Origin of the sequence: Streptomyces sp. NBC_00846 (genome assembly GCF_045207325.1) — a bacterium.
GTDB lineage: Bacteria > Actinomycetota > Actinomycetes > Streptomycetales > Streptomycetaceae > Streptomyces.
Genome location: NZ_CP108846.1, coordinates 2,065,332 through 2,077,953, shown reverse-complemented (window position 1 = coordinate 2,077,953; position 12,622 = coordinate 2,065,332). Strand labels below are relative to the sequence as shown.

Annotated in this window: 12 protein-coding genes; 3 read left to right on the top strand and 9 right to left on the bottom strand. The window is 71.0% G+C overall.

The window, feature by feature from the left end:
- The first annotated feature begins 75 nt into the window (after positions 1-75).
- Positions 76-513 (top strand): ATP-binding protein, encoded by a 438-nt coding sequence (locus tag OG936_RS09630; RefSeq protein ID WP_406493912.1) that lies wholly within the window; start codon positions 76-78, stop codon positions 511-513.
- A gap of 6 nt (positions 514-519) precedes the next feature.
- Here OG936_RS09630 and OG936_RS09625 read toward each other — a convergent pair whose 3' ends face one another.
- Both OG936_RS09625 and OG936_RS09620 read right to left on the bottom strand, forming a co-directional pair.
- Positions 520-1,341, bottom strand: coding sequence for a serine hydrolase domain-containing protein (locus tag OG936_RS09625; RefSeq protein WP_406493911.1), 822 nt, complete (start codon positions 1,339-1,341; stop codon positions 520-522).
- Positions 1,342-1,855: 514 nt separating this feature from the next.
- Complete coding sequence (locus OG936_RS09620; RefSeq protein ID WP_406493910.1) at positions 1,856-2,602, bottom strand: hypothetical protein; 747 nt, start codon at positions 2,600-2,602, stop codon at positions 1,856-1,858.
- A 258-nt stretch (positions 2,603-2,860) separates the two neighbouring features.
- Between OG936_RS09620 and OG936_RS09615 the strand changes: the two genes are divergently transcribed.
- Together OG936_RS09615 and OG936_RS09610 are read left to right on the top strand one after the other, a co-directional pair.
- Positions 2,861-3,322, top strand: coding sequence for a MerR family transcriptional regulator (locus OG936_RS09615; RefSeq protein ID WP_406493908.1), 462 nt, complete (start codon positions 2,861-2,863; stop codon positions 3,320-3,322).
- Entirely contained in the window at positions 3,322-4,338 is a 1,017-nt protein-coding gene (locus OG936_RS09610) for an aldo/keto reductase (protein WP_406493906.1), read from the top strand. The genes OG936_RS09615 and OG936_RS09610 overlap by 1 nt, the downstream gene beginning before the upstream one ends.
- Before the next feature lie 102 nt (positions 4,339-4,440).
- Here the strand turns inward: OG936_RS09610 and OG936_RS09605 are convergent, their stop codons facing one another.
- From OG936_RS09605 to OG936_RS09575, 7 genes are all read right to left on the bottom strand, one after another.
- Positions 4,441-5,658: an acyltransferase gene (locus OG936_RS09605; protein WP_406493905.1), complete on the bottom strand. Its 1,218-nt coding sequence runs from the start codon at positions 5,656-5,658 to the stop codon at positions 4,441-4,443.
- Complete coding sequence (locus tag OG936_RS09600; RefSeq protein ID WP_406493903.1) at positions 5,655-6,707, bottom strand: alpha/beta hydrolase; 1,053 nt, start codon at positions 6,705-6,707, stop codon at positions 5,655-5,657. The genes OG936_RS09605 and OG936_RS09600 overlap by 4 nt, the downstream gene beginning before the upstream one ends.
- Before the next feature lie 177 nt (positions 6,708-6,884).
- A complete protein-coding gene (locus OG936_RS09595; RefSeq protein WP_406493901.1) occupies positions 6,885-7,568 on the bottom strand; it encodes a response regulator in 684 nt (227 codons plus the stop codon).
- On the bottom strand, positions 7,565-8,950 hold the full coding sequence (locus tag OG936_RS09590) for a sensor histidine kinase (protein WP_406493900.1): 1,386 nt from the start codon (positions 8,948-8,950) through the stop codon (positions 7,565-7,567). Before OG936_RS09590 ends, OG936_RS09595 begins: the two co-directional genes overlap by 4 nt.
- Before the next feature lie 154 nt (positions 8,951-9,104).
- Positions 9,105-10,121 (bottom strand): DUF4429 domain-containing protein, encoded by a 1,017-nt coding sequence (locus tag OG936_RS09585; protein ID WP_406493898.1) that lies wholly within the window; start codon positions 10,119-10,121, stop codon positions 9,105-9,107.
- Positions 10,122-10,205: 84 nt separating this feature from the next.
- A complete protein-coding gene (locus tag OG936_RS09580; protein WP_406493896.1) occupies positions 10,206-11,426 on the bottom strand; it encodes an alpha/beta hydrolase in 1,221 nt (406 codons plus the stop codon).
- 358 nt (positions 11,427-11,784) lie between these two features.
- Positions 11,785-12,420, bottom strand: a complete 636-nt coding sequence (locus OG936_RS09575) for a TetR family transcriptional regulator (RefSeq protein ID WP_383761087.1) — start codon at positions 12,418-12,420, stop codon at positions 11,785-11,787.
- Positions 12,421-12,622 lie beyond the last annotated feature (202 nt).

The window sequence follows — 12,622 nt, the reverse complement described above, 5'->3', positions numbered from 1 at the left end:
CTCCGGCGTTCAACGCCTCGCGGCGTTCGTTTCCGTACGTAGCCGAGCGTAATCGCGTCGCTGCACTCTGGTGACATGAATCACGTAATTGATCCGCAGGCCGACGACTCGCTGGAGGCGACCTACCGGGCCGACTTCGCGATGGGTGAGCACTCGGCCCGGCATCTGCGCCGCATCCTGCGCCTCTACCTCACCGGCTGGGGGCTTCTCGACGTGGCCGACGCGGCGGAGCTGGCGCTCACCGAGCTGATCGCCAATGTCGTACGGCACGTCCCCGATCGCCGTTGTCAGACGCTCATCTTCCTGCTCCCGGCCGGGGGCGTGCGGGTCGAGGTCACGGACGGTTGCCCGGAACTGCCCCGCGCGGTACTGGGTGATGCCCTCGACGAGGGTGGGAGAGGGCTGGTCCTCGTCGATGCCGTCACCGATCGCTGGGGCGCGGAACCGCGTCGCGACGGCCGTGGCAAGACGGTGTGGTTCGAGTGTCTGGCCACGAAAGCGGCCGACGGGTGACGCCTTTCAGTGACCGGAACGGAGCTCCGCGAGCACCGCGTCCGTGAACGCGGGCCACACCTCGACCGCCCACGGGCCGAAGGCCCGGTCGGTGAGGGCGACGCAGGCCGCCCCCGCGACCGGGTCGATCCACAGGAACGTGCCGGACTGCCCGAAGTGTCCGAAGGTCGCCGGGGACGAGGAACTGCCCGTCCAGTGCGGCGACTTGTGGTCCCGGATCTCGAAGCCGAGCCCCCAGTCGTTGGGGTTCTGGTGGCCGTAGCCGGGCAATACACCCTTCAGGCCGGGATGCACGACGGTCTGCGCGGCCAGCACCGTACGCGGGTCGAGCAGCCGCGGGGCCTGTACCTCCGCGGCGAACCGCACCAGGTCGTCGACGGTCGACATACCGTCCTTGGCGGGCGAGCCGTCCACCGCCGTCGCCGTCATGCCCAGCGGCTCCAGTACCGCCTGGCGCACGTACTCCGGGAACGGGATGTCGGTGGCCTTGGCGATGTGGTCGCCGAGGGCCTCGAAGCCCGCGTTGGAGTAGAGCCGCCGGGTGCCCGGAGCTGCTGTCACCCGGTGCTCGTCGAAGGCGAGCCCGCTGGTGTGCGCGAGCAGATGCCGGACGGTGGAACCCTCGGGTCCGGCCGGCTCGTCGAGCTCGACCGCGCCCTCCTCGTACGCGACGAGCGCCGCGTAGGCCGCGAGCGGCTTGGTGACGGAGGCGAGCGGGAAGCGGTGCGCGGTCGGGCCGTGCGTACCGACGACGGTGCCGTCCGCTCGTACGACGGCCGCAGCCGCGGTGGGGACGGGCCAGTTGTCGATCATCGCCAGGCTCTGCATGCGTACGAGCGTAACGGGCAGGGATGTCGAGTCACCGGCCGCCCGACGACGGCACACTGCTTCGGCACTGAAGGGTCGGCTGATGGCTTGGCCCGTTGGTTACCCGACGCAGGCAACTGCCCGTCGGGGGCTCACGTTCCAGCGCGGAATCGGCGTCAGGTGGAGATAGGGCGGACCGACGTCAGTGGAAAAGGCGGGTGAAGAATGTCGGGCAGTCCGCTCAGTGTGACCGAGCTGGAAGCCACGGAAAAGATTCCTTGTTGGGCTGGGTGGCAGGTCTCCAGTCTCGGGGAGGGGGTGTTGCGGTGGGTGGTTTGCGGGAATTGGCGGCGCCGTTCGTGGCGCCCGGGCCGTGCGGGGTGGCAATCCGGGACCGCCTCAAGCACCTCACATCCCAGGACGAGAAGGTTCTGCGCGCGGTCGGTGAGCATCAGGGCCGTCTGGCCTCCCGGGAGAGGCTCTGCATGCGCACGAGCGTAACGGGCACGTTCGAACGTCTCGGTCCCCGCCTCGGCTACTTTCTTTCCCCCGTGCTGTACAGCCTGCGCCCCGTTCCCCCTTCGTTGGAGCCCCAATAGTCGGTGTATTCCTTGTCGTCGACACGTCCGGAAACGCGGAACCTGCCCACGGTGGTATCGGGTTCCTTCACCTGGAGAGAATGCTTGCTGCCTTTGTTGTCGATGTAATCCACCCTCAGGTGGTATTCGACGTACTCCCTGCCCAGCAGTTTCGACTCCACGGCCATGACGAAACCGTCCCCGGGCTTGAGGACCTGTGATTTCCGGGTGAAATAGGGCTTTCCGTTCTGTGTGAACTTGGGGTACCGGTTGTCCAGGTTCAGTTCGACCGGGATGGTGTCCGATTCCATGCCCCCGAGGGGCACGATCATCGTGGTGTCGATCGCCTTGGTGCGTCGTGTGATCACCGGGACGATGTTCACCACCCTGACCGGCGAGGAGGACGCGTTGGTGACGGTCACCGTGTAGGCGGTCCTGTTGAGGGTGACTGCGCCAATTTTCCGGAGCAGGCGGTTCCATGTCTCCGGAGTCGCCATGCCGGTCAATACCGCCTTGTCCTCGGCTCTTTCGACCCTTTTCTCCGAAACCAAATAGGTGCCGCCTTCGTCCGGCAGGACCACCACTTTGATCGGCGTCGACGGGTCCGAGTGGGGCGGGGCCGAAGCGGCCGGTCCCTTCTCGTCGAACAGTGCGTCGGTGACGAATCCCTGAAGTGATGACCCCAGGCCGGTGATGACGCTCACGATCACCGCGGATAAACCAGTCAGAACCGCCGCTACGATCGCCGTCCGAGTGGCATTCCCATGGGATTCCGACCGTCCCGCGCCCCGGCGTCGTTCGGACACACGCCGAAGGCGTTCACGCTGACCGGACTGTCGCACCATGATGTCCCCCGCATCGAAATTTCTTGATCCTAGCGTGGCCCCGAGACGGGACGCACTCGGATTCCGTCCCCGATTGCGCTTGCTTAGAGTGCACTCCAAGGTTCTAGCGTGGAGGCCATGACGGTGATGGAGAGCACTTCCGTGAAAGTGGACGTCTGCGCCTCGGCCCCTCGGGCACATCCGCGCCCCGAGGGGCAGGACCGCTACACCATCAGTGAGGTCGTCGCCTTCACCGGGCTCACCGCGCACACCCTGCGCTGGTACGAGCGGATCGGGCTGATGCCACACGTCGACCGGTCGAACACCGGCCAGCGCCGCTTCACCAACCGTGACCTGGACTGGCTGGCCTTCGTCGGCAAGCTGCGGCTGACCGGGATGCCGGTCGCCGACATGGTCCGGTACGCGGAGCTGCTGCGCGAGGGCGAGCACACCTTCGAGGAACGGCAGGAGCTGCTGGAGGCGACCCGCCGCGACGTGAGGACGCGGATCGCGGAGCTTCAGGACACCCTCGCCGTCCTCGACCACAAGATCGACTTCTATGCGAGCGCCCGACGGGCGCCGGAAAGGCCCTGTGCCTGATGTCTGACGACAAGATCACCACCGTGGAGCTCGGCAACGGCGGCCCGCAGGTCGGCGTGCAGGGACTCGGCTGCATGGGCATGAGCGAGTTCTACGGGGACACCGATGAGTCCGCCGCCCGCGAGACGCTGGAGACGGCGCTGGCGGCGGGCGTCACCCTCTTCGACACCGCCGACATCTACGGGAGCGGCGCCAACGAGACGTTCCTCGCCCCGTTCGTCGGGGCGCACCGCGACGAGATCACGCTCGCCACGAAGTTCGCCATCGAGCGCAAGGACGACGACCCGCACTACCGGGGCGTGCGCAACGACCCCGCGTACATCCGCCGCGCCGTCGAGGACAGCCTGCGCCGGCTGAACACCGATGTCATCGACCTGTACTACATGCACCGCCGCGACCCGGCCGTCCCGCTCGCCGAGTCCGTCGGCGCGATGGCCGAGCTGGTGCGGCAGGGCAAGGTGAAGCAGCTCGGGCTGAGCGAGGTGACCGGCGCGGAGCTGCGCGAGGCGTACGCCGTGCATCCGATCGCCGCCCTGCAGTCCGAGTGGTCGCTCTTCAGCCGCGACGTCGAGCGCAGCGCCGTACCGGCGGCTGTCGAGCTCGGGGTGACCGTCGTGCCGTACTCGCCGCTCGGCCGGGGCTTCCTGACCGGGGCGTTCGCGGACGCGGCCAAGGACCTGTCGAAGGGCGACTTCCGCCAGTTCCAGCCGCGCTTCACGGGCGACAACGCGAAGGCGAACGCCGCCCTGCTGGAGCCCGTGCACAAGATCGCGGCGGCACACGGGGCGTCGGCCGCGCAGGTGGCGCTCGCCTGGGTGCAGCAGCGGGCCCAGGTGCACGGTCTGACCGTGGTGCCGATCCCGGGCACCCGCAGGAGCAGCCGGCTGCTGGAGAACGTGGCCGCCACCCGGCTCACGCTGACGGACCAGGAGCTGGCGCTGCTGGAGCCGATCGCGGGGCAGGTGGCGGGGGACCGGTACCCGGACATGAGCTCCACGTCCACCGCGCGCGAGTAGTCGTTTCCGGCGGGCCCGGGCGCCCGGCGATCGTGGCGTCCTCAAGCGCCGGACGGGCTTGAAAGATGCCCTCGATCGCCGGGCGGGCTGGGTTTTGCCGTCCTACGCCAGCCCCAGCGTGTACACCGCGAATCCCGTCGCCAGCAGGCCCGCCAACGCCCGGCGGGCGTTCGCCGTGTGTGTGCCGGTCTGCCACGGGGCCTCGAAACGTCGGGCGTATCGGGCGATCAGCGCCAGCAGCCCCGCGAACACCGGCAGCCACGCCGCCCGCGCCAGGATCCAGCCGACCGTCTCGGGCCCGGTCGTCAGCCCCGGCACCGCACCGGCGAACGACGCCGGGACCGCCGCGGCCAGCATCGCCGTCTGGTGCCAGCACAGGATCGTCATCGCGGACAGATTGATGACGACGACCGGCGCCCACAGCAGTGGCCTGCGCAGCAGCCGGCCGATCCGGTCCCGCAGCAGGATCGCCGCACCGCTCTGAGCGGCGGCCAGCGCCAGGACGAGCAGCGACGGCGGGTGCGAGTTCGTCCGCGCCTCGCCGGGGACGCCGACCATCGACGCCGGGTAGTGGAGGGCGAGCAGCAACGCGGCGAACAACACCGTCCCACCGATCAGCAACAGCAGGGCGCCCCGCCTGCCGATCCGGCCCTCGCCCCAGGAGACGCCGAGCTGGTACGCGAAGAGCCAGCCCGGAAGGATGTTCAGCACGCTCAGCCAGGACGGCATGGCGTCGGCGAACGGCCCGTACCGCAGGAAGTCGACGGCGGCGACCGACCCGAGCAACGGCACCGCGGCCCAGACGCCCAGCTTCCGCGTGGCCTTGACGCAGTACGGGGTGAGCGCCGTGACCACCGTGTACACCCCGACGAACCACAGTGGCTGGATCACCAGCGTCGACCCGGTCCGCAGGGTGTCACCGGGCACGCCGAGCGCGCTCAGCACCGGGATCATCGCCGCCCAGACGGCCGTCACCCCGATCACCGGCCTGCCCAGTCGGGCGACGCGTCCGCGCAGCCAGGCGCCGGTGGTGGACTTCCTGCGGCGGTACGAGAGCACGGAGGCGTACCCGCCGACCAGGAAGAAGATGCCCAGCATCTGAAGCACCCAGCTCACCGGGGCGAGGCCGCCGAACGTCGACAGCGGACTGGCGTTGTGGAGCGCGCCGTCGCTGTCGAGGCCGAAACCGCCGAGCAGCCAGTGGCCGGTCGGGACGGCCAGCAGCGCGAGGGCGCGCAGGCCGTCGATGGCCCGGTCGCGATGGGCGGGCGTACGGGCGTCGATGCGCCGCGCAAGGGTGGTGAGGGCGGTGAGGCTCATCGGGCTTCTCCCCGCGCGATCGAGGCGAAGGTGCGGAGCGAGTCCGTACCGGGGGCGAAGTAGCCGGTGTGCCCGTGGGCGTCGTGAGCCGGGACGCGGCGTGCGCCGAACCCCGGGCCGGTCGGATCGGGGCCGTGTCCGAGCCCCGCCACCTCGACGTTCGGTACGTCGTCGATCCAGTCAGTGGCGTCCTTGGCGGCCCACACCCTTGCGGTGGTGTGCAGATCCGCGACGTTGTCGGCACGCATCCCGGGCGAGCCGAGGACGACCAGGTCCGCGGCGCGCAGCCGGGACGCGGCGAGCCCGCACACGACGGAGCCGTAGCTGTGGCAGAACACGGCGGGCGCGGGCACGCTGTCGGCGGCCAGCCCGGCCGCGAACCGGGTCAGCCGGTCGGCCCCGGCCTTGGCGAGCGACCCGGTCGCGGCATCGAGGCCGACGCCCACGGGGGTGGTGTACCCGGCCCAGGCGATGACGGCGCTGCCGCGTCCGGTCTGGGCGTACAGGGACTTCGCCATGCCTGACGGAGTGCCGTACACATCGTTCGTACGGTCGAAGGTCCCCGCGTCGATGTCCGAACCCGGCACCACGACCGCGACATGGCGCGCGGTGCGCAGGTCCCCGAAGACCTCGGCGACCTGACCGCGTCCACGCGGGTCGAACGCGAGGATCTGCCGGTGCCGCCCCGCGGCCCCGGTGAGATGGGCGTACCGCGGATCGTTGCCGGCCCGCAGGGAAAGGGTGTTGGCCTGGTAGCGCAACTCGACGGGGACGCCGTCCAGATTGCCGACGACGAGCGGATGGCGTACGACCAGGGCTTGTTGCTGCGCCTCGGTCAACCCCCGGAAGAACCGGGCCACTTCGGCCGGTGTGCTCCGTCCTGGATCGGGCAGCTCCCGCCCGAGTGCGTGATCCGCGCGCCAGGACGCGGTGCCCGGGGGTGGCCCGGTGAGGGCCTGCTGGGCGTTTTCGGACGCCCAGCCGGCCGTCCCCGCCACCACGGTGGTGGCCATCGCGACGGCGACCAGGGGCCTCGCGTAACGGCGCATCCCGTCGTCCTCCCTCTCCGGCTGAGCCGGCTCCCGCACGCCGTGCGGCGCGACGGAGAGGAAGGTAGGGAGGGGGTGGGTGCGGAAGCGTCGCACCGAGGAGCTAAGTGCGGATTGATACCCGGGTAGGGGGTGTACGGGGGGCCTGCCCGTGGGGTGGGCGGGGGGAGACCACCGTTACTGTTCTCCCGGTACCACCACCCCTGCCTCGTACGCGAAGATCACCGCCTGCGCCCGGTCCCGCAGGTCCAGCTTGGCCAGCACCCGGCCGATGTGCGTCTTCACCGTCTGCTCGGCCAGCACCAGCTTCCCCGCGATCTCCTGGTTGGACAGGCCCCGCGCGATCAGCTCCAGCACCTCCGTCTCGCGCGGGGTCAGTCCGTTCAGCCGCAGCGACTGGCCGCTCCGGGCGGCTCCGGTCGGGCCCTGCCGGGCGAAGTCGGCTATCAGACGGCGCGTCACGGACGGCGCGAGCAGCGCCTCGCCCGCCGCGACCACCCGTACCGCCGAGATCAGGTCGGCCGGCGGCGCGTCCTTCAGAAGGAAACCGGACGCCCCGGCGCGCAGCGCCTCGTACACGTAGTCGTCCACGTCGAACGTGGTGAGCATCAGCACCTTGGGCAGGTGCGTCACTCCCACCGGCGGGTTCAGCAGCTCGCGGGCCGCCGCCAGGCCGTCCATCTCGGGCATCCGGACGTCCATCAGGACCACGTCCGGGTGGACCCGCCGGCTGACGTCGATGCCCTGGCGCCCGTCCGGTGCCTCACCGACCACGTCGATGTCGCTCTGTGCCGCGAGCAGTGCCGCGAACCCCGCCCGCACCATGGCCTGGTCGTCGACGATGATCACGCGGATGGTCAAGAGTCCTCCGAGGTCGGGGGCGAAACGGCGGCGAGCGGCAGCCGCGCGGCGACCCGGAAGCCGCCGTCCGGCAGCGGTCCGGTGTCCAGCGTGCCGCCCGTCAACCGTATGCGTTCGCGCATACCGACCAGGCCGTGCCCCGTGCCGGACGTCTCCAACGGCGAACCGGGTTGCTCCGCCCGGCCGTTGACCACCAGGACGGTCAGATGCGCGCCGTCGGACGTGATCGATATCCGGGTCCGCGCACCGGGCGCGTGCCGGATCACGTTGGCCAGCGCCTCCTGCACGATCCGGTACGCCGACAGATCCACCGCCTGCGGTACGTCCGGCAGATCGGCGGCCAGCGACAGCTCGGCCGGCAGTCCCGCCCGCACCGTCGCCTCCACCAGCTGCTGCACCCGGTCGAGCCCCGGCTGCGGCGCCCGCTCGCCCTCCGTGCCCTCGCTGCGCAGCACCGTCAGCAGCCGCCGCATCTCCGTGAGCGACTCCCGCGCGCTCGCCGCGATCGCGCCGAACTCCTCGCGCGCCTCCTCGGGCAGTCCGCTGATCCGGTAGGGCGCCGAATCGGCCTGGACCGTGATCACGGACATGTGGTGCGCGACCACGTCGTGCAGCTCACGGGCGATCCTGGTGCGCTCCTCCAGCAGCGTCCGCTGCGCCCGCTCGGCCTCGCTGATGGTCTCCTGCTCGGCGAGCCGACGCTGCGCGTCACCCCGTTCCCGCACCGCCGCGCCGATCACCAGGACCACCGCACCGAGGATCACGAGCAGCAGCGCGCTGCCGTTGCTGCGCTCCGGCGCGATCAGGTGCAGGAACAGGCTCGCCGCGCCCGTCGCCACCCAGACCGCGGCCAGGGTCCGCCGGGTCTCGCGCAGGGCCAGGGCGAGCAGCAGGAAGAGGTAGCCGACCAGGGTGGGCGGCGGCCACGGCCAGATGCCGAACGCGCCGACCGGATACCCGAGCAGCGCGGCCGCACCGAGGATGTCGGCGGGGAAGACGATCCACCACGCCTGCAGCGGCCGGTGCGCCAGCATCAGGAGCGGCGCCGCCTGTGCGACGGCCAGGGCTCCCGCCAGTCCTCCGTTCACGCCGTACCCCTCGGTCAGGACATTGAACGTGACCGGGATGAAGATGGCGACGAGGGCGAGGACGACGAGGTACGGCAGCAGTCGCTGCCACCGCTTCGGCGCGTCCGCCAGGAGCGGCGTCGCGGGGTGGGACGGGTGCGAGAGCCCGTGCGCGAACTCGCGCAGATTGCGCCGGGCGGCGCTCAGCAGGCCGTCGACGGCGGGCGGCGGGGGAGATGCGGGCGGCGTCGGTGGCGTCGATGGCGGGGGCGGCGTCGGCGGCTTGCGCGGCTTGCGCGGCGGGGAAGTGGACATGGCTTGATCAGCGTAGGCAGTGGACCGGCCCGGTGACGTCATACCTGGGTTCCGGTCCACCGCCGTCCTTCTCGTACCTGGGTACTGCCGTCGAGCTTGCCCGCCGACCCGGCAGCCATAGACACCAGGCCACCGCACACCGCACACCGCACGCCTACAGCTCGGCGAGCAGCTGCGCCTTCTTCGCGCTGAACTCGTCGTCCGTCACCAGTCCCGCCTGGTGCAGCTCCCCGAGGTGCCGGATCCGCTCCGCGATGTCCGCGGGATCGCGCCGCCCCGCGCCCGCCGGAACGCTCGCCGGCGTGGCGGACGACGGCTGCTTCCTGCGTACGGATTCCAGTACGGCCGCGGCGAACGGCAGCGACTCGTGCACCGGGCCGTAGCCGAGGCCGAAAACCACCGCGGCCGGGTCCTGATCGGCCCGGGTGGGGCGGGGCGCCATCGGCTGCGCGCTCGGCAGCAGGCCGGCGGCGAGCCCCGTGCCCAGCCCCGTACCAGTGCCGGTACCAGTGCCGTCACCCACACCTGGGCCGGAAGCGGTGCTCATGCCGAGGCCGGCCCCCGCGCCTGGTCCGGCCCCCGCGCCTTCCCGGCCCCTCGGCACCAGCCGCAGATAGCCGTCGAAGGCTTCCGGCGAGCGCCACTCGACCCCGCACAGCTCCGTCACCGGAAACGTCTGGTCGCCGGCCTTCCACTTCGCCGTGGAGGCGCCCGTCCAGAACCAGCGGAAGGAGATCCGGTCACCGTCGAAGCTGGCCCGGCCGTCGTACGCCTTGAACTGCATCGGGGCCTCGGGTGCAGCGACCAGGAACCGCTCGGCGGGCTCCGCGGCATCGGGACCGAGCCGGGCGCGCAGCTCGTCCGCGTAGTACTCGGCGAGCATCTCGCGCTCGGCCGGAAGCACCAGCCGGTACGGATCGCTGCCGGCCTTCAGCTGCCCCGCCGCGGCCTCCAGCAACGGGTCGGCACCGGGTCTCGGCACCGCGTGCAGGACCACCGTGCCCCGCTTGCCGGGGGTCAGCGTCACCGACGACAGCGCCGTGTGCGGGACGCGGCGCTCACGCAGGCTCTGGAAGAGCTTCGGTGTGCGTATACCCCGTTCGAAGCGGATGAGCACGGAGTCGGTGTCGAACTCCCAGGTGGCATGAATTCCGGCCAGCACATCACCCATGTGCCTCATCGTATGCGGCACTTGCTCGCACGTCCCCCCTCGGTGTTGGCCCCGATGTGCGGCCGGCTGCGTTCGTCGGGCCCGTCAGATCCCCGGGCCCCGGCCGCCGGTGGCGACTCCGTCGTGACAGGTGCTGTCGGAGCTCGCGCAGCTCACCGAGGCGTAGGCCCCGACGCCGATGGCGGCGAAGTTGCTGAGGCTCTCGGTGCCGGGCTCGAAGTAGCCGCTGTGGCCGACCGCTCCGCCCGCCGAAACAATGCGTGCGCCGAAGCCCGGGTCGACCGGGTCGGCGCCGTGGCCCAGCCCGCCGAGCTCCAGGTTCGGTACGTCCGCGATCCAGTCGCCGTGGTCCCGCGTCGCCCACACCCTGGCCCCGGTGCGCAGCTCCCCCGCGTTCTCCACCCGCATGCCGGGGCTGCCCGCGACCGCGATGTCGGTGACCCTGGAGGGCAGTTCGTGCGCGGCGACACCGCACAGCACCGAGCCGTAGCTGTGGCAGAACAGTGAGACCGGGGCGTTCCCGGGCAACGCGCCCACCAGGGCGTTCAGCCGCACCGCCCCGCGCTCGGCGAGGTTCCCCAGGGCCGCGTCCACCCCGATCCCGGCCGGCGTCGTGTAGTCGGCCCAGGCGATGACGGCGGTACGGGTACCGGGACGCGCGGCGCGCTCCGCCGCGTACAGCGACTTCGCCATGCCGACCGGGGCGGCGTTCACCATGGGGGCGGTCCGCTCCAGCGTCAGCAGATTGGTGTCGACGCCGGGGACGATCACGGAGACCCGCGCGGCCCGGTCGAGATCACCGAAAACCTCGGCGGCGCGGCCCTTCCCGGACGGGTCGAAGGCGAGGATGCGCCGGCCGTTCTCCAGCATCGACTGGAAGCGGTTCATCCGCCGGAGCGCCTCGGCGCGGCCGTCGGGGGAGAGCCTCTCGTCGTGCATGCGCTGCCGCTCGACCGCCTGCGCCTGCACCAGGGCCCGCTGGTTGGCGTGGTAGCGCAGGGTGACCGGGGCGCCGTTCAGATTGCCCACGACCAAGGGGTACTTGTCCGCGAGTGCGGTGCGCTGCGCGGCCGTGAGCGTGGCGAAGAACTGCGCCATCCGGCCCGGCGGAGCGTCGGCGTCCGGCAGCGCATGACCGGCTACGCCGCCGCGCGCCCACGAGGCGAGTGCGAGGGTCCGTGGCTCGTCGGAGCGTTGGTGACGTACGGCGGTCCAGCCCGTGGTCGCCAGCATCACGAACACAACCGCGACGGCGAGCAGCGCGCGCCAGGCGGTGAGCGTGGGGGAGGTGTCGAAGGAAGTCACTTCCGCCCACATTAGGAGACGCGGGACGGCAGCCGTGAACAGGGTGACACACATCACCCCGCTGTCGGGAATTCAGGGCCGGTCGTTTCACGCTGTGTTGGTGCGGCGCGCACGCTCAGGCGCGCGGAGTGCCTCCGGAGCGTCGCATATGGCCGCCGGGGCACGGCTGTTGTGAAGTCGGTCATGTCGGGGCAATGCGGCGTACGGCACATCTGCGCGTCGGCGCGTCGATACATCAGCGGATCGGCCGTTCGACAGATCGGCCGCTCGACAGCTCGGCGGCTCGACACAGCGACACCTCGGCGCGCCGACGCGTGCGCTCCGAGCCCACCGCACACCGGACGGAGTTTCCATGGCGCTACCCGAGCCCCGCGCCGGCCTCCGTCCGCCAGTTCCCGGCCAGTGCCGGGCCGAGCTGGTCCAGGTACGTCTCGGTCAGCGCGCGCAGCGAGTCCACGCTGGCGTCCCGCCCCTGCCCCCAGAGCTGCCCGGTCACCCGCATCACTCCGGAGAACGCGGCGACGGCGACCCTCGGCCGGGGGTCGGTCTCCACGTCGAGCCCCTCGCGCTCGGCGATCAGCAGTGCGATCTGGTTCTCCAGATCGATGTGGCGTCGCAGGTGGGAGGCGAGCAGCGACGGCGTCGACTCGATCATCTGGTAGGTACGCATGTGGAGTTCGACCGTGACGATCGCCTCGATCGCCTCACCGATGGTGTTCCAGGCGCAGAGGACCGCGCGGCGCAGCGCCTCGAACGGGGTCTCCGAAGCGGGACGCAGGCGCAGCTCCGAGAGGAAGTGCGACTCCACCATCTCCTGGATGGCGAAGGCGGCCTCCTCCTTGCTGGCGAAGTAGCGGAAGAAGGTGCGCTGGGAGACCTCGACGGCGTCGACGATCTCGTCGACGGTGGTCTCCTCGTACCCCTGGGTGGTGAAAAGGTCGAGGGCGGCGTGCAGCAGGGCGTCCCGGGTGCGTCGCTTCTTCCGCTCGCGCAGCCCGGTCGGACGCCCGCGCGGTGCGGGTGGAGGCTCCTGCGGTGCGGGTGGAGGCTCGTGCGGCCCGCTGGGACCCCCGCTCTGCCCCGTCGGGCGTCCGCACGGCCCGGTCGGATACACGGCCCGCTGCCCATCGGTCACGGAAATGGTCCTCTTTCTCCTGAGATTCCCAGCTCAGCGTACCTGTGAGCTACGTGACAGT

Excerpts from the sequence above, each read along its gene's own strand:
- OG936_RS09590 (WP_406493900.1), bottom strand. The coding sequence starts at position 8,950 with ATGTCCACTTCCCCGCCGCGCAAGCCGCGCAAGCCGCCGACGCCGCCC.
- OG936_RS09615 (WP_406493908.1), top strand. The coding sequence starts at position 2,861 with ATGACGGTGATGGAGAGCACTTCCGTGAAAGTGGACGTCTGCGCCTCG.
- OG936_RS09605 (WP_406493905.1), bottom strand. The coding sequence starts at position 5,658 with ATGAGCCTCACCGCCCTCACCACCCTTGCGCGGCGCATCGACGCCCGT.
- OG936_RS09625 (WP_406493911.1), bottom strand. The coding sequence starts at position 1,341 with ATGCAGAGCCTGGCGATGATCGACAACTGGCCCGTCCCCACCGCGGCT.
- OG936_RS09610 (WP_406493906.1), top strand. The coding sequence starts at position 3,322 with ATGTCTGACGACAAGATCACCACCGTGGAGCTCGGCAACGGCGGCCCG.
- OG936_RS09630 (WP_406493912.1), top strand. The coding sequence starts at position 76 with ATGAATCACGTAATTGATCCGCAGGCCGACGACTCGCTGGAGGCGACC.
- OG936_RS09600 (WP_406493903.1), bottom strand. The coding sequence starts at position 6,707 with ATGCGCCGTTACGCGAGGCCCCTGGTCGCCGTCGCGATGGCCACCACC.
- OG936_RS09585 (WP_406493898.1), bottom strand. The coding sequence starts at position 10,121 with ATGGGTGATGTGCTGGCCGGAATTCATGCCACCTGGGAGTTCGACACC.